This is a genomic window from Vibrio sp. OY15 (genome assembly GCF_000742455.1).
Lineage (GTDB): Bacteria > Pseudomonadota > Gammaproteobacteria > Enterobacterales > Vibrionaceae > Vibrio > Vibrio alginolyticus.
The window spans coordinates 218,722-235,321 of sequence record NZ_JPIL01000014.1; the positions used below are offsets into that span (position 1 = coordinate 218,722).

Here is a 16,600-nt window from a genome sequence, read left to right on the forward strand (position 1 = left end):
CTTTCAGGCTACGTTCTGGAAAAACAAGATTTCGAACTATTTAGAGTTATTCTCTGTTTGGCTTGTTTCGTTCGATGACGCTAATCGCAATGGCTAAAAATAGAATATCTTTTACTAAAAAGAAGTTTGTCACCAAAACCCCATCAGACACTTTCCATGTATTCGGTGTCGTAATTAGAAAGCTGAGTGTCGCAAGAAAAATAATTGCGGCGGCTATGCCAGAAAAATAAGCGACTCGTGTGTTTTTAAGGCCAACGATTAATCCAATAGCGACAATGATTTCTGTTGCGCCAATGATGTTTGATACGGCTTGAACTGACATCACATCATACAACCAACTCATCAGAAAATGATTTTCAACGAGCGGTTGTATAAGCTTGGCCTCTGTAGGTGTGAATTTATAAATACCAATCCATATTAGAACTAAAGAAACGCCGAAAACTCCGATAAGATATCCAATTGAGTCACATTGATGATGGCTTTTTACGTTTTGCATAATTAACTACATTCTCCTGTTTGTTAGCGCTTCCAACAAGACCTATAAGGTTGGTAGAAAATTTCATAGGTTTTTTCGCTCAAACAACAGATATTAAAAATCACGTGATACAGAATTACGTGTTTGATAGAACTTAAGGATATTTCGTGGAAGTTAAAATTTTTCAGGTTGACTCGTTTACATCAGAGGTTTTCAAAGGTAATCCCGCGGGTGTTTGTATCACAGAGTCAAGCCTTGATGAGGAAACGATGTTGGCCATCGCGGCCGAGATGTCGTTATCTGAAACGGCATTTCTGTCACTCAGTACAATGCAACTTCGTTGGTTTACACCGAGAACGGAAGTTGCTTTGTGTGGACACGGCACACTTGCAACGGCGCACGTTCTGAAAGAGCAGGGGTTATATAATACTGGAGATACGATTGAGTTCGTTACGCTATCTGGGGTTTTAACTGCACAACTCGATCATGAAGAAATTCATTTGGTGTTTCCTGCTCCAACTTTAGATATGCGAGCTAGTATTAACAAAGACTTACTTCATGGTTTGGGGCTAGATGCCGCCAATGTAGTCGCCTACGGTCATTTTGATAATAAGCAGTTGGTCGTCATTAATGATGAATTTGTGCTTGAACAGCTCAACCCTGATTTTGGTGCGCTGCTTAAACAAAAAGGCCGTGGCGTCGTCATCACTGCTCAATCAAGCACTGACGCCGATTTTGTCTCTCGATACTTCGCGCCTTGGGTAGGTGTTAATGAGGACCCAGTTACAGGCTCTGCACATTGCGCTTTATGTGTTTACTGGGCTAAAGAGCTCAACAAAAAGCAACTGAAAGGCTTCCAAGCCTCCAAGAGAAGTGGGGTCGTTCATACAGAGTTGTTAAGCACTGAGCACGTTAAGCTTTCTGGAAATGCAGTAACGATATTGCGAGGATATATGAGAATCGCGTAGCGGTCCTTGTGGGAATGATTTTATTTTCGTGTTACCCAATGCTCAATAGTGAAGATGCTTGAATGCTGCTTATTTAAGTGGCTGATTTTTTTTGTAAAAACACCCCTGGCACGGTGGTGTATAACGATTGGAGAGTTATATGAAAACTATCGGCCTTCTAGGTGGTATGAGCTGGGAGTCGACGCTTAGCTATTACAAATTGATCAACGAAGGAGTCAAAGAGGCGTTAGGCGGCCTAAATTCCGCAAAAATTTGTATGTATAGCGTGAATTTTTCGGAGATAGAGAAACTTCAACATCAAGGTAAATGGGAAGAAACGGCAAGCATTCTATCTGATGCTGCATCTTCAATAGAAAAAGGGGGCGCTGACTTCATTCTTATTTGTACTAACACAATGCACAAAGTTGCGCCTCAAATTGAAGCCAGTATTAATATCCCCATACTACATATCGCAGACGCGACTGCTGAGTTACTTCGTGAGAAAGGGGTTCAAAAGGTCGGACTCCTTGGTACTCAATTCACAATGGAGCAAGACTTTTATAAAGGAAGGCTTTCCGACCGTTATGGGCTTGATGTCGTCATTCCCGATCAAGACGACCGCTCTAAAGTACATAACATTATTTATAAAGAGTTATGCCAAGGTGAAATCAAAGAGGAGTCAAGGACGATATACTTGCAAATTATTGAAAAACTAAAAGAGCACGGAGCTGAAGCTGTGATTCTCGGGTGCACTGAAATTGCCTTACTTGTAAACCAAAGTCACACCGAGGTTACACTACTTGATACCACTTCTATCCATGCTCAAGCAGCAGTCCGTTTGGCAATTGAAGGTGAATGATCTACGCTTTCTTTCCTGCAAAAAAAGAGAAAACCAAGCACGTGGTTTTCTCTTTTTTATTATCAAGTTATAAGCGAGCAAATTTGAGAGTTCTGTATCCACCAATCAAGTTGCGGGCTTTGTAACCATTGTTGACCAGCTGACGGTATGCTACGTTACCGCGTAACCCAACTTGACAGTAAATCACGATCTCTTTGTCTTTAGGAAGTTCGTGCATGCGACGACGTAGTTGATCGACAGGAATATTAATTGCACCTTCAAGATAACCAACGGACTCCAATTCACCAGGATTACGAACATCAAGTAACAGTTGGTCTTCTGTCAGTGAATCCATTTCATCATAATGAATCGCGGTCGCATCGCCTTTGATGATGTTATTTGCCACAAACGCCGCTTGGTTAATTACATCTTTAGCAGAGCCATAAGGTGGCGCGTAAGTTAGCTCGAGGTGTTGCAGTTGCTCTACCGTCATACCAGCACGCTGAGCAACTGCCATTACGTCGATACGTTTATCAACACCGTCTTTACCTACTGCTTGCGCACCTAATATTTTACCTGTTACTGGATCAAACAGCATTTTGAATGACACGGTTTCTGCACCTGGGTAGTAACTCGCGTGACTTGCTGTATGCACATACACTTTTTCATAAGCGATGTTTTCACGTTTCAGCTGTTTCTCGTTTTTACCAGTAGAAGCGACGGCTAAATCAAAAATCTTACAGATCGCCGTGCCTTGCGTACCTTGGTAAGTTTCTTGGCGGCCAAGCATGTTGTCTGCTGCCATTCGGCCTTGGCGGTTTGCCGGGCCCGCAAGTGGCACTAGAGTTTGCTCGCCAGTCACAAAGTCTTTCTCTTCTACCGCGTCGCCGACAGCGTAGATCGAAGGATCGCTGGTTTGCATGTATTCATTGATATAAATACCACCAAGAGCGCCGATTTCTAAGCCAGCTTCTTTTGCTAATTTGGTCTCGGGGCGAACACCAATTGCCATAATCAAAATATCGGTGGTGAGTCTTTCACCGCTGTTTAGTGTTAATTCCAATTCACCTTCTAGATGTTGGTGTTTTTCGCTCTCACCAGAGTCGAAACTTGCCACGTGCTCGTTAGGTACGAATTTCACCGACTCAAGTGCGACGCCAAGTTTAAGGTCGATGCCTTTCTCACGAATTTCAGCATGTGCGAAGCCAGCCATTTCACGGTCAACGGGCGTCATCACTTGATCCGCCATTTCAACTAATGTGGTTTTTATGCCTAGCTGGTGGAAGGCTTCCATCATTTCCAAACCGATAAAACCACCACCAACGACCGTAGCGTCTTCAACTTTGTTGGTTTCGATCGTTTTAATGATGCGATCCATATCTGGAATATTGCGCAGCGAGTGTGTTAACGGGTTATCAATACCCGGAATAGGCGGCACAACTGGACCTGCGCCAGGGCTAAGTAGAAGAAAGTCGTAGCTCTCTTGGTATTCCGAGCCATCAAGCAAATTGTTAACCGTAACCGTTTTGTCTTGACGGTTAATAGAAACCACTTCGTTCATCACACGGACATCAACATTGAAACGCGCTAGAAAGCTTTCAGGCGTTTGAAGAAGCAGTTTGCTGCGCTCTTGGATATCGCCACCAATGTGATAGGGTAAGCCACAGTTTGCAAATGACACAAATGGACCGCGTTCAAACATAATGATTTCTGCGTCTTCACTAAGACGACGAGCGCGAGCTGCTGCAGATGCACCGCCAGCAACCCCACCAATAATCACGATTTTGCTCATGGATTTCTCCTGCTGAATGATCGAAAACGCCTACACCTTACTTAAATAAATTAGCTAAGTCTAATGTTATTTAATCTACATTAGCATTGACTTAATAATATTAATTAGTAATATCTAATAAAATGTAATGTAGTAATGAAGAGGCATAAGAATGGGCGACAGTATGCTACAAAGTGCGACCGAAGCGAGTGAGCTGCTTAAAATTATGGCTCATCCAGAGCGCCTAATCGTGATGTGTAAGCTGATTGAAGGCGAGAAAGGGGTCGGTGAACTTTTTGAAGGTTCATCATTAAGCCAATCTGCTTTTTCACAACATCTCACCGTATTGAGAAAGCACGACATTATTAAAGCTAGAAAAGTTTCTCAGCAGGTATTCTATTCAATTTCTGATGAAAGAGTTGGTCCGCTGGTTGAGGCCTTTAAGCAAGTTTTCTGTAAGTAATTAGTTTGGCGGTTGCTATGTTTGAAGTTCCTTGGATGTCGCTGTTGGGCGGCATAATAGTTGGCGTATCAGCGATAACACTGATGCTATTTACTGGCAAGACTGCTGGGATCAGTGGGATCTTAAACGGTGCCGTTGAGAACGCAGATCGCGTTTGGCGCATTGTTTTTTTAATTGCGATGGTATTAGGTGGCGTGTTTGCTGTTTATGTTCTTGGCGGGCATGTACCAGAACAGTACAGCGGTTCTGTTGTTTTAGTTATCGTTGCTGGCTTGTTAGTCGGTGTCGGTACGCGTATCGGCAATGGTTGTACTAGTGGTCATGGCATTTGTGGGATAGGGCGTTTCTCAATCCGTTCTGTGGTCGCGACGTGTACTTTTATGGCCACAGCCATGTTAACCGTCTTGCTAGTATCGTGAGGAATAGTGCCGTTATGAAAACTCATGTAATGAAAAGTATTAAGCAAATGTCCGTTGTTGCATTTTCTGGTGTGCTCTTTGGTATTGGTATGGTGGTCTCTGGTATGGCTGAACCGGCAAAAGTGATTGGCTTTCTCGATATTACTGGAGCATGGGATCCAAGCTTAGCCTTTGTAATGGGCGGAGCACTTGCGGTGTTCGTTCCAGCTTATCTTTTATTAATAAAGCCAAGAAGCGAATCTGTGTTTGGTGATGAGATTGTATGCCCAACTTCTAAAGCGATAGACAAAAAGTTAGTCGGTGGTGCTGTACTGTTTGGTATTGGTTGGGGGTTACTGGGTGTGTGTCCTGGTCCTGCGGTTGCCAGCCTTTTCACTGGCAACACACAAGTTCTGCTCTTTATAGTGGCAATGTTGGCTGGGTCATTCACCGCTAAAAGAGTGGTTCGTCAATAAAGAAAGTACTTCAACGTTAAAAATAGTACTTAAACGCTAAAAAGTGAGTGTCGTAGAAACCGGGCAATGGTCACTCAGTTTATAGTCGAGTACATCTTGTGTTTTGAAAACGGTTTGAACACCAGACGACGCCTTTAAATCACCACTCACAATAATGTGGTCTATCACCGAGCGGAATTGGTGGGTTTTATTCGGATTACGATTAGAACGCACTTTACATTCCGCTTTAGTCTCTTTAGTCACTAGCTTTGCACTAGTATTGTCCGATATCACGTCCCACAACCAATCTCCTTGATAACCCAAGTTGTGGTTAAAGTCGCCAAGCACGACATAATGTTGTTTGTTGTCCTCGCGCGCCTTTATCCACTTAGCTAGTGCCTGTCCTTGTTGTTTCACTATCTTACAATCGCGGTTATTACGATACGCGCCACTGCAACCCGCTTTCAGATGTACAGAGAGTAGGTGAGTCTCGTTTTCTTGGTTTGGATTTAAAACAAGGTAGCTCGCGAAGCGCAGCTTGCTGTTGCCTCGTGTGATAGAGAAGTCTGGCTTGTCTAATACGCTTACGCCATTGCGCACGGCAAAGCCTGTGTATTGGTTGGTGTCGTTAAACTGAAGGTGTCGGTTGGAGGCGTTTGAACGATCGGAAAGATAAATAGTGAAGTCGTTGCCAACAGCTTTTTGCATTGCAGCGACGCTTTCGACTTCTTGAAAAGCAAGAATGTCGGCTTGTGTTTTATCCACATAGTGGGTCAGTTTTTCAAAATCTTGTGGTGTTCTCGACACTTTTCCACCATCTATAGATAACCATTCTATGTTCCAACTGGTTAGATTGATGGAGTTTTGAGCAAATGAAAGAGAACTAAAAAGTAATATTAACGTAACAAAAAGTGATCGCATTTTGGCCTGTTGCACTCCTATCTTTTAGCGTATTCCTTTCCATCCTTTATCCTACAAGACCTCCAAAAATAGCAAGTAGATTTAGTACCAATTTTGCAATTTTCATGGTTTTCTTCGCAACTGAGATCAACGCCAATAAGATCGATTTCTTCTTGTTCGCTAGCCAATCTTTATTGATCAAAATCAATGTTTTCGAGTGGTGCTTCTCGTTAAATACGCCACAATATATTGTGTTGCTAGAATAAAAAATAACCCCATATAGTGTGTTTGTGGATAACTCTGTGAGTATGCTCGGGTAAGGAGAACAAGGTGAAACCAATCGTAATCAAACGCGACGGATCAAGAGCTCCGTTCAACAGGGATCGTATCCAAGCAGCAGTTGAAGCAGCAGCGGAAAACAAAGATAAAGATGTCGCTATTTATGCTCTTAATGTGGCTCTTGCTGTCGAGTTACAGTTAAGAGAACACGATGAAGTTCACATCCATGAGATTCAAGACTTAGTCGAAAATGAACTCATGCAAGGTCCTTACAAAGCCCTAGCGCGTTCTTACATTGAATATCGCCACGATCGCGACATCGCTCGTGAGAAGCAAAGTGCACTAACTCGCGAAATCGAAGGTTTGATTGAAGAAAGTAATCTGGATCTAATCAACGAGAACGCGAACAAAGACGGCAAAGTAATTCCGACTCAACGTGACTTGTTGGCTGGTATCGTAGCGAAACACTATGCGAAGACGCACATTCTTCCTCGCGATGTGGTTCAAGCGCACGAAGTGGGTGACATTCACTACCACGATTTAGACTACGCACCGTTCTTCCCAATGTTTAACTGTATGCTTATCGATCTTAAAGGCATGCTGACGCATGGTTTTAAAATGGGTAACGCTGAGATTGATACGCCAAAATCAATTTCGACTGCAACAGCGGTAACAGCGCAAATCATTGCTCAAGTCGCGAGCCACATTTACGGCGGTACAACCATCAACCGTATTGATGAGGTTCTAGAACCGTACGTAATCACAAGCTACGAGAAACACCTAGAGATTGCAAAAGAGTGGAACATTGCTGAGCCAGAAGAGTTCGCAAAAGCGCGCACTGAGAAAGAGTGTTACGACGCATTTCAATCTCTAGAATACGAAGTAAACACGCTGCATACAGCGAACGGTCAAACCCCATTCGTTACGTTCGGTTTTGGTCTTGGTACAAGCTGGGCATCCCGCCTGATCCAGAAATCGATTCTGAAGAATCGTATTGCAGGTCTAGGCAAGAACCGTAAAACAGCGGTATTCCCTAAACTTGTATTCGGCATCAAAGATGGTTTGAACCACAAATCAGAAGATCCAAACTACGACATCAAGCAACTTGCGCTTGAGTGTGCGTCTAAGCGTATGTACCCAGACATTCTTAACTACGACAAAGTAGTGGAAGTAACCGGTTCATTCAAAACGCCAATGGGTTGCCGTAGCTTCCTTGGTACTTACGAAGAAAACGGTGAGCTGATTCACGAAGGTCGTAACAACCTTGGCGTCGTGAGCTTGAACCTTCCTCGTATCGCTATCCGTGCAAACGGAAGCGAAGAGAAATTCTACGAGCTTCTAAATGACCGCCTACGTCTTGCTCGTAAAGCACTAGAGACACGTATCTCTCGCCTTGAAAACGTGAAAGCACGTGTGGCCCCAATCCTATACATGGAAGGCGCATGTGGTGTTCGCTTGAAAGCAGACGACTCAATCGCAGATATCTTCAAGAACGGTCGTGCGTCTATTTCTCTTGGTTACATCGGTGTACACGAGACAATTAACGCGCTATTCGGTACAGAAGCGCACGTTTATGATGACGCTGTTTTGCGTGAAAAAGCGGTCGCGATCATCAAGCATCTAAAAGATGCTGTGAATCAATGGGCTGACGAAACAGGTTATGGCTTCAGCTTATATGCAACGCCAAGTGAAAACCTATGTAGCCGTTTCTGCCGCATCGATGCGAAAGAGTTCGGCGTAATTGAAGGCGTAACAGACAAAGGTTACTACACCAACAGCTTCCACCTAGATGTTGAGAAGAAGGTGAACCCATACGACAAGATCGACTTTGAGATGCCTTACCCAGAAATCTCAAGCGGCGGCTTTATCTGTTACGGCGAGTTCCCGAACATGCAACGTAACGTTGAAGCACTAGAAAACGTATGGGACTACAGTTACACCCGAGTGCCTTACTACGGTACAAACACGCCAATTGATGAGTGCTACGAGTGTGGCTACAACGGCGAGTTTGACTGTACAAGTAAAGGCTTCACTTGCCCAAGCTGTGGTAACCATGACTCAACTAAAGTATCAGTAACACGTCGAGTTTGTGGCTACCTAGGCAGCCCAGATGCACGCCCGTTTAACTTCGGTAAGCAAGAAGAAGTGAAGCGCCGAGTTAAACACCTGTAAGGTTTACTACCACTCGTTTTAACACTTTGAAAATCAACTTTAAACAGGTTGATTTTCTCTTTCGCGATAACACAGAGACGCATTATGAATTACCACCAATACTATCCAATTGACGTTGTTAACGGACCGGGTACGCGCTGCACGCTGTTTGTGTCGGGTTGTGTGCATCAGTGCCGTGGGTGTTATAACCAGTCGACGCAACGTTTGGATTCTGGTGTACTTTTCACGCAAGAAGCGGAAGACAAAATCATCGCTGACTTAAACGACACGCGTATCAAACGCCGTGGCTTGTCGTTGTCGGGTGGAGATCCGCTTCACCCTGCTAATGTGCCTCATATTTTGAAGATAGTGAAAAGGGTGAGAGAGGAGTGCCCAGGTAAAGACATTTGGGTTTGGACTGGCTACACGCTGACGGAACTGAATAACGCGCAAAGGGAAGTGGTGCAATACATCGATGTTTTGATTGATGGTAAGTTTGAACAAGACAAGAAAGACCTCAATCTCGAATGGCGTGGCAGTTCAAACCAAATCATTCATCGCTTTACGGACATCTAATCAAGCATTCTCCGCACATAAAAAGGGCTCACGCGTGCATAACGGGTGAGCCCTTTTGGTGTGAGTTCGTTAATGTCTTTTTGGTTACGCTGTCACCGATTGGTCATCTTCAACCATATTATTTATCCAACGTTTAGATTGAATACGGTAAGTCGTCAGTACGCCTTTCACTAACTCTTCCGCGAGCAGAGACATCAAGACAAAATGCAAAGGCAGCCCTAACACCATGCCTGTGTAATAAGTAAGGGGGATGCCAATAGCCCACTGACCGAACGTGTCGATGAAAATGCTATAGCGAATATCAGCGCCACTCTTTAGTACGCCGCCAATCCCAACCATGTTAAACACCCTCAAAATCATACCTAGCGCCATGACTAAACATACGTTAAGTGCCATGTCTGCATCGGTTAACGGGCTCAGTACCAATAGGTGATGAATCATGGGCGAGCTCAACCACACTAGGAAAAACAGCAAGGTGGCTAAGATTGCGCTGGTTAACACATACCACCACGCCGTTTTCTCGACTCGGTCATAATGTTTTGCACCAATATCATTCCCAAGAAGAACGGATGCAGCGACCGCAAATCCCATAAAGGTTGAAATCAGTACCCCTTCAATCGGTGATAAGAATGAGATGATCGCCAGTTCTGAAACGCCCAATTGACCATAGATGATGCTGTAAACGATCAATCCACCAGTCCAAAGTGCATCGTGGACCAACATGGGTAAAGAAACCTTAAAGTACTTTTTTCGATACTGTTTTAAGCGGCCTTGTACCCAATCGAACTTAGTCGGAATTAGGTAAGCATATCGTTTGTAGAAAAAATAAATCAAGACGGCGGTTTGGAAAAATCGAGAAACAAAACTACCTACGGCTGCACCAAATACGCCCCATTGAGGGAAACCAAATAAACCAAAAATCAAAACATAATTAAGCGCGACGTTAACGACAATGGCGGAGATACTAACGTTGGTTGCCAGTTTGGTTTGGCCCACGGAGCGCAATACCGCTTCAATCGGTACTACTATCGCCGTAGCAATGAGGCTAAAGCCCGTAACCACAAGATAATCACGTGCATAAGTGACGTATTCAGGATCGTCTGACATAAAAGAGACGATCTCTTCATCAAAAATCGCATAAAGAACGATAAACGGCAGCGTCACCAAAATGGAAATAAACCAAGATTGCGCCAACGTTCTGCGAATTCCGGCTAGGTTTCCTGAGCCGTAGTATTGAGAAGCAAGTACGGTAACTGCACCGCACAGGCCAAAGACAACCGCTAGGTTGAAGAAAAAGATACGATTTCCAACTCCAACTGCTGCCGTTGCAGATTCTCCGAGTAGGCTTACCATGAAAATATCCACGACGCCGAGCAAAGCAAAAAGCATGGACTGAAGTGAAACAGGTAGGCCAATCGTAATCAGCTTTTGCCAAAATGCTTTATCGATGTATTCGCGTGTTAAGAGCATCGCATTTCTCCTTAAAGATTAATGCGAGTAGTTTATCCTCATGATTTGGCGGTGTATTTTTCAAAGGAATCCAAAACCTTTGTAAAACTCTCTACTAACGCACATGTGAGCCAATAAATCATGGAAGATAAACAAGAACGCTACGCGATTTCAGAAAAAACTTATCAAGAGTTTATTGATCACAGTCGAGTATTAGCACTTGAGGAGAGAGGCATTGTGCAGTGCGGCATTGCCACTTGTCGTGACTTCTTCTCTGTTTATCGTAAAAACCAAAAGAAACACATGCTGCTCTATACGGTGCGTGGTAAAGGGTGGCTAGAGAGTGGGACTTATCGATACGATTTGGAACCGGGCTCGTTGATTACAGTACCCGCAGGTGTTGAAAACGGTTTTGGTATAGAAGAAGAACCTTGGCAGATCGCGTGGCTTTTTCTTGCTCCTGATAGAGAGTGGCCGATATTAGAATGCGATGTTCGCTACCAGCTTTCATCTACACCTGAAGTGATGTATGCATGTATCCAAACGTTACTACGCAGCATTAACCTTCCAATCGATTATGGTGGTGCGGTAGGTGAGCATAGTGTGGCTCAGTTAGAGCTGATGTTAAACATGCCGCCCTCAGAGTCGATATCACGCAGCCAATTGAGGCTTCGGCGTGTATTTGACCTTGTCCAACGTCAGCTCCATAAGGATTGGAGCGTTGAGCAGGTGGCGGCTCTATATCCATGTTCGGAGCCTCATTTGCATCGACTGACTCAAAAGCAGTTTGGTCGAAGCCCAATGGCACATTTAACGCGTATGCGCATGGAATATGCTGCTAGGTTACTTCGTTCAACAGAATGGCCAATTCAGCATATTGGAGAAATAGTCGGATATCCGACCAGCGCTAACTTTAGTACACGTTTTAAAGCGTGGTCGACCATGACACCAAGAGAGTTTAGAAAAAACGGTAGAGTGGATTGGTACAACGAGGAGTGAATCGTTCTTTTTCTGAACGATAGAGCGCACAAAACTCACCGCAATCCAGAATTTTGTTCTCTAATTGATGAAATAAGTGAAAAATCATTTCGTCATTTTTTGCGATGGTGTTAACGTGAGGTTCGGTACTTGAATTTCAAAGGGTTATGACTTTCATGTTTTCTAATCTCCCAACTCCCGTATTAGATCCTATTTTATCTCTATCCGTTGCATACCGTAACGATGAACGTCCAAACAAGGTTGACCTTGGCATTGGCGTATACAAAAACAGCGCAGGCGAAACGCCGATTATGAAAGCCATTCAAATGGCGCAGGATGTCGTTGTTGAAACTCAAAAAACCAAGTCTTATGTTGGTCTTGCAGGTTGCGAAGAATTTAATAAAAGCATGATCGATTTGCTACTGACGGGAACGTCTGCAATGGATCGTGTTGCAGCTATTCAAACGCCAGGTGCAAGTGGTGCGCTGCGTATGCTCGGTGATCTAATGAAGATCGTACAGCCAGATACGACGGTTTGGATTTCCAACCCAAGCTACGTAAACCACAAGCCAGTGATGGAAGCAGCAGGCCTTAAAGTTAAGTTCTACCACTATTTCTCTTCGGAAACGAAACAAGTAGACACCGAAAAAATGATGGATGATCTTGCGAAAGCTGGGCCTTCAGATGTGGTACTTCTTCATGGTTGTTGCCACAACCCAACTGGTGCGGATATTGACTTCTCTGCTTGGCAAGCCATTACAGAATTGTCGCAGAAGAACGGTTTCATCCCATTTGTGGACATTGCTTACCAAGGCTTCGGTGATGGCCTAGAAGAAGACGCAAAAGGCCTTCGTTTTATGGCAGATAACGTTGAAGAGATGTTGATTACTACTTCATGTTCGAAGAACTTTGGTCTGTACCGTGAACGAACTGGTGCAGCGATTGTGGTTGGTAAGAACATGCATGATGTAACCAATGCAAAAGGTAAACTCCTCACTCTAGCTCGCTCGACTTACACGATGCCACCCGACCATGGTGCAGCTTTAGTTAAGACCATTCTGCAAGATGACAATCTCACTTCCGTTTGGAAGCAAGAATTGAGTGAAATGCAACATCGTTTGGTTAGCCTTCGTCAAAGTTTGTGTAACGAGTTGAGAAACAACCATAATACAGATCAATTTGATTTCATTGAGGGTCACAAAGGCATGTTTACTGTGCTAGGCTTTAGTGGAAACCAAATGGCGCAACTGCGTGAAGATTATGGCATTTATGGTGTTGGCGATGGTCGAATTAACATTGCCGGACTTACCGAAACTCATATTCCATACGTAGCGGACGCAATTAAGAAAGTATCTCAAGCTTAATTGGAGTGTGGATGAAAAACTGGAAACTGATTCTGCCGCTTATGATGAGCGGCAGTTTAATTGCTTGTACGTCAACTCAAACGACGCAGGAACCTGTTGAGCCAGAGTCGCCAAAGGTCGAAGAGCCCGTTAAAGTCGAGCCAGAAGTGAAACCTGATGTAGATCCAAAGCCAGAGGTGGAGCCCAAACCAGAAGCGAAACCTGAGAAAAAGCCGGAACCAAAGCCTAAGAAGCCAGTCAAGGTCACAAAAACACCCGATGGCATGTTAATTCTTGGTTCTGAAGAATGGGTTTATGTTCCTGAAATTGACCAGACTTTCAAGGCTAGAGTCGATACAGGGGCGACAACATCATCAATTAGTGCGACTGACATTGTTCCGTTTGAGCGTGATGGTAAAGACTGGGTTAAATTTAAGATAGATTTAGGTGACAAAGACACCAAAGAATTTAAAGTACCCGTTGAGCGCTGGGCTAAAGTTAAGCAGTCTTCGTCAGAAGAGGTGGATAAACGAGCGGTGGTAAAAGCCTACATTACCGTTGGGGAGCACAAAGAAAAGACAGAGTTTACGTTAGCCGATCGCGGACATATGACGTTTCCAATTTTGCTTGGTCGAAGCTTTTTTAGAGATATCGCCGTTGTAGATGTATCGAAAAAATATGTGCAAGATAAACCTAAAAAAAACGCTAAAAACTGATGTATTACAGCTAGTTTCTGCTACAAGCTAATAATTCGTGATTAACAAAAAATGGCCTCCAAAATTGGAGGCCATTTTTATTGAATCATATGCTTGCTTGTGATGCCCTGGTAGTCATAGTCATAGTCATGTCCACTAAAATGCAAAACGAGCAGACATTACAATTTGCTGGCCATAGACACCATTATTTTTGAAATCTGCACCAAGTGATAGTTGCTGAGTTGAGTGGAATCGTGCGCCCAGATTGTAAATGGTGTTCGAATCGTCATTATCTATGATTTGGCCGATACGGCCATGTAGCTCAACATTTTGCATAAACCAAATACGAGTGCCAATATTCACTTCCGTGCGCCACTCGTCGCCGACTTTATCACTGCCGTTCTCTTTAATGTTGTGTACCAACATTTGGCCATAAATATCTGCAAATTGGCCTGCTGGCCCATTAAAGCCTATACCACCAGCAATGTCCCAGTCTCCGCTGAATTCACTGTCTGCGCGAGCAATGAAATGGGTATTCTCTGTAAAGTAGGTATTGAACTCTCCACCAAATGTACCAGGGCTAGTGCCCATGCGAAATTCCATCGTGTTGTAGTTGAAATTATTTGCATGTGCGGAAAGTGGCAAAATAGCACACAAACCAAAGGCTGCAACCTTTAGAGCTTTACCTAGCATGGTGTCTCCGGGCAAGATGATTAAAATGAACAAAAAAATGGTCTGCAAAAAGCAGACCAAGATTGATAAAGCTATCATTTTAAGTGCTTGCCGTCACTATTTAGCTGTAATCGTCACTACATCATGTTGATATGCACAGCAATCGGGGTTTGTTTTACATGACCACGAGTTGTTCGACTTCAATCTCTGGTTTGTTCCCGCCTTCAAATTCGCCAAACAGACGGACTTTAGTCGTGTGATCAATCGGAGTATTTAGCTGAATATCGTCATCGAGTTCGACCATCACTTCACCGGAACCATCGCTAAAGACAAACTTATCCGAGCGAACTTGACGCAATAAGTTACCTTCAACGACCACATCTTTTTCAGTAAACATATTGGAGTCGTTTAGCAAGGCATCCAATTTTTCCACAGTGACAGGACCGTTAAACTGGAAGTTTGATTGGTTTTGAGCGTTATCTTTCGCGAACGCGATAGAAGGAGCAATAGCTAAGGCGGCGATTGTTGCGATAATTGTATTCTTTTTCATGTTACATCCTCATCGGTTTGTTTTGATGGGGTCATTAAAACAGGGCTTGTTTGAACCAATGATGATTTCAACATTCATATTCTATTCATTTGCTTGAGTAAGTGGGGACGATGACGTTATGATTGTTCATCTTCCTCTATTCCTTACGAATGTTCATGAAATCAGCGATCCCATCTTTAATGGTTCAAGGCACCACTTCGGATGCCGGAAAAAGTGTCCTTGTGGCAGGTTTATGCCGTGTATTAGCAAGAAAAGGGATAAATGTTGCCCCATTTAAGCCACAAAACATGGCACTAAATAGTGCGGTAACCAAAGATGGCGGTGAAATAGGTCGAGCACAGGCCGTACAGGCACAGGCGTGTAATATTGAGCCAACCGTACATATGAATCCGGTTTTGATTAAACCTAACAGTGATACAGGTGCTCAGATCATTTTGCAGGGTAAGGCGATTTCCAATATGGATGCGGCTGGCTTTCATGATTACAAGAAAGTGGCGATGGACACGGTGTTAGATTCCTTCTCTCGTCTGACTCAAGAATTTGATTCGATCATTATCGAGGGCGCGGGGAGTCCTGCTGAAATCAATTTACGAGAAGGCGATATTGCAAACATGGGTTTTGCTGAGGCCGCTGATGTACCAGTGATCATTGTTGCTGATATTGATCGTGGTGGAGTGTTTGCACATTTGTACGGAACACTTGCGTTACTTTCTGAATCTGAACAAGCGCGAGTAAAAGGATTTGTTATCAACCGTTTTCGAGGTGATATTCGTTTATTGCAATCGGGCCTCGATTGGCTAGAAGAAAAAACAGGTAAACCTGTACTTGGTGTACTTCCTTTTCTCCATGGTTTGAATTTAGAAGCAGAAGACGCGATCACTGCACAGCAGGAGTTGCACTCTGAGGTAAAACTGAATGTTGTTGTGCCTGTTTTAACCCGGATTAGTAATCATACTGATTTTGATGTGCTGCGATTGAATCCAGACATCAATCTACGTTATGTAGGTAAAGGCGAAAAAATAGATAAAGCCGACCTGGTTATTTTGCCTGGGACCAAATCGGTCAGAGACGATCTGGATTATCTAAGAAGCCAGGGGTGGGATAAAGATATCTTGCGTCATATTCGTCTTGGTGGAAAAGTGATTGGTATCTGTGGCGGCTACCAGATGCTTGGAAACTTGATTGATGATCCAAACGGCGTCGAAGGCCAACCAGGTCAAAGCGAAGGACTTGGCTTGCTTGATATCACTACGACGCTAACTAACAGCAAACAGCTTACAAACACAAAAGCACAGCTTTCTCTTAACGGCAAAACAGCCAATGTAAAGGGTTATGAAATCCACGTAGGGCGAAGTGAAGTACGGGGCCTGCAACCTCTTACATTCAGTTCCGGTGAAGCGGAGGGGGCGATCAGCGAGTGTGGCCAAATCATGGGAACCTACCTTCACGGGTTCTTTGACGAGGCAGCTGTCTTAAGCCTGGTATCAGAATGGGTAAACGGCACCCAAATCAAACAACAAGACTTTGAAGAGTTAAAGGAGCAAGGCATTAATCGCATCGCAGATGCGATAGAACAACATGTGCGCCTTGATTTTTTGTTTAAATAGCCCATTAACTGATTGAACTTTATATTTAAATAACCTGTTCTTTCGCTTGCCTT

17 protein-coding genes are annotated in these 16,600 nt (G+C 43.8%); 11 read left to right on the forward strand and 6 right to left on the reverse strand.

Annotation, left to right across the window (positions count from 1 at the left end):
- Positions 1-46 precede the first annotated feature (46 nt).
- Complete coding sequence (locus IJ23_RS18620; protein ID WP_005376100.1) at positions 47-496, reverse strand: YkgB family protein; 450 nt, start codon at positions 494-496, stop codon at positions 47-49.
- Between the two features lie 146 nt (positions 497-642).
- Between IJ23_RS18620 and IJ23_RS18625 the strand changes: the two genes are divergently transcribed.
- Entirely contained in the window at positions 643-1,443 is an 801-nt protein-coding gene (locus tag IJ23_RS18625; RefSeq protein WP_033907049.1) for a PhzF family phenazine biosynthesis protein, read from the forward strand.
- Positions 1,444-1,582: 139 nt separating this feature from the next.
- A complete protein-coding gene (locus IJ23_RS18630; protein ID WP_017820174.1) occupies positions 1,583-2,281 on the forward strand; it encodes an aspartate/glutamate racemase family protein in 699 nt (232 codons plus the stop codon).
- 67 nt (positions 2,282-2,348) lie between these two features.
- Here the strand turns inward: IJ23_RS18630 and IJ23_RS18635 are convergent, their stop codons facing one another.
- Positions 2,349-4,052 (reverse strand): FAD-dependent oxidoreductase, encoded by a 1,704-nt coding sequence (locus IJ23_RS18635; RefSeq protein ID WP_033907050.1) that lies wholly within the window; start codon positions 4,050-4,052, stop codon positions 2,349-2,351.
- Between the two features lie 151 nt (positions 4,053-4,203).
- Here IJ23_RS18635 and IJ23_RS18640 point away from each other — a divergent pair, with 151 nt between their 5' ends.
- From IJ23_RS18640 to IJ23_RS18650, 3 genes are read left to right on the forward strand one after another with little or no spacing between them, the layout of a single operon-like run.
- Positions 4,204-4,494, forward strand: coding sequence for an ArsR/SmtB family transcription factor (locus tag IJ23_RS18640; protein ID WP_005376206.1), 291 nt, complete (start codon positions 4,204-4,206; stop codon positions 4,492-4,494).
- Between the two features lie 5 nt (positions 4,495-4,499).
- A complete protein-coding gene (locus IJ23_RS18645; protein WP_372058356.1) occupies positions 4,500-4,913 on the forward strand; it encodes a YeeE/YedE family protein in 414 nt (137 codons plus the stop codon).
- A gap of 14 nt (positions 4,914-4,927) precedes the next feature.
- The gene (locus IJ23_RS18650; RefSeq protein WP_031781165.1) at positions 4,928-5,368 is read left to right on the forward strand and encodes a YeeE/YedE family protein; all 441 of its coding nucleotides are present in this window, start codon (positions 4,928-4,930) and stop codon (positions 5,366-5,368) included.
- Between the two features lie 36 nt (positions 5,369-5,404).
- Here IJ23_RS18650 and IJ23_RS18655 read toward each other — a convergent pair whose 3' ends face one another.
- Complete coding sequence (locus IJ23_RS18655; protein WP_033907051.1) at positions 5,405-6,268, reverse strand: endonuclease/exonuclease/phosphatase family protein; 864 nt, start codon at positions 6,266-6,268, stop codon at positions 5,405-5,407.
- Between the two features lie 309 nt (positions 6,269-6,577).
- Between IJ23_RS18655 and nrdD the strand changes: the two genes are divergently transcribed.
- A complete protein-coding gene (nrdD, locus tag IJ23_RS18660) occupies positions 6,578-8,698 on the forward strand; it encodes an anaerobic ribonucleoside-triphosphate reductase (RefSeq protein ID WP_005388026.1) in 2,121 nt (706 codons plus the stop codon).
- Positions 8,699-8,782: 84 nt separating this feature from the next.
- On the forward strand, positions 8,783-9,253 hold the full coding sequence (gene nrdG, locus IJ23_RS18665; RefSeq protein ID WP_017634628.1) for an anaerobic ribonucleoside-triphosphate reductase-activating protein: 471 nt from the start codon (positions 8,783-8,785) through the stop codon (positions 9,251-9,253).
- 84 nt (positions 9,254-9,337) lie between these two features.
- Here the strand turns inward: nrdG and IJ23_RS18670 are convergent, their stop codons facing one another.
- Positions 9,338-10,723: an MATE family efflux transporter gene (locus tag IJ23_RS18670; RefSeq protein ID WP_005388027.1), complete on the reverse strand. Its 1,386-nt coding sequence runs from the start codon at positions 10,721-10,723 to the stop codon at positions 9,338-9,340.
- A gap of 120 nt (positions 10,724-10,843) precedes the next feature.
- Here IJ23_RS18670 and IJ23_RS18675 point away from each other — a divergent pair, with 120 nt between their 5' ends.
- From IJ23_RS18675 to IJ23_RS18685, 3 genes are all read left to right on the forward strand, one after another.
- Positions 10,844-11,701: an AraC family transcriptional regulator gene (locus IJ23_RS18675; RefSeq protein WP_025767758.1), complete on the forward strand. Its 858-nt coding sequence runs from the start codon at positions 10,844-10,846 to the stop codon at positions 11,699-11,701.
- A 155-nt stretch (positions 11,702-11,856) separates the two neighbouring features.
- Positions 11,857-13,044: an amino acid aminotransferase gene (locus IJ23_RS18680; protein ID WP_033907052.1), complete on the forward strand. Its 1,188-nt coding sequence runs from the start codon at positions 11,857-11,859 to the stop codon at positions 13,042-13,044.
- An 11-nt stretch (positions 13,045-13,055) separates the two neighbouring features.
- The gene (locus IJ23_RS18685; RefSeq protein ID WP_033907053.1) at positions 13,056-13,739 is read left to right on the forward strand and encodes an ATP-dependent zinc protease family protein; all 684 of its coding nucleotides are present in this window, start codon (positions 13,056-13,058) and stop codon (positions 13,737-13,739) included.
- 135 nt (positions 13,740-13,874) lie between these two features.
- On the opposite strand, the gene IJ23_RS18690 is transcribed toward IJ23_RS18685, so the two are convergent.
- Positions 13,875-14,411, reverse strand: a complete 537-nt coding sequence (locus tag IJ23_RS18690) for a hypothetical protein (RefSeq protein ID WP_017634623.1) — start codon at positions 14,409-14,411, stop codon at positions 13,875-13,877.
- A 154-nt stretch (positions 14,412-14,565) separates the two neighbouring features.
- Positions 14,566-14,940: a YgiW/YdeI family stress tolerance OB fold protein gene (locus tag IJ23_RS18695; RefSeq protein WP_033907054.1), complete on the reverse strand. Its 375-nt coding sequence runs from the start codon at positions 14,938-14,940 to the stop codon at positions 14,566-14,568.
- A 155-nt stretch (positions 14,941-15,095) separates the two neighbouring features.
- On the opposite strand from IJ23_RS18695, the gene IJ23_RS18700 reads away from it, so the two are divergent.
- Entirely contained in the window at positions 15,096-16,547 is a 1,452-nt protein-coding gene (locus IJ23_RS18700) for a cobyric acid synthase (RefSeq protein WP_033907055.1), read from the forward strand.
- Positions 16,548-16,600 lie beyond the last annotated feature (53 nt).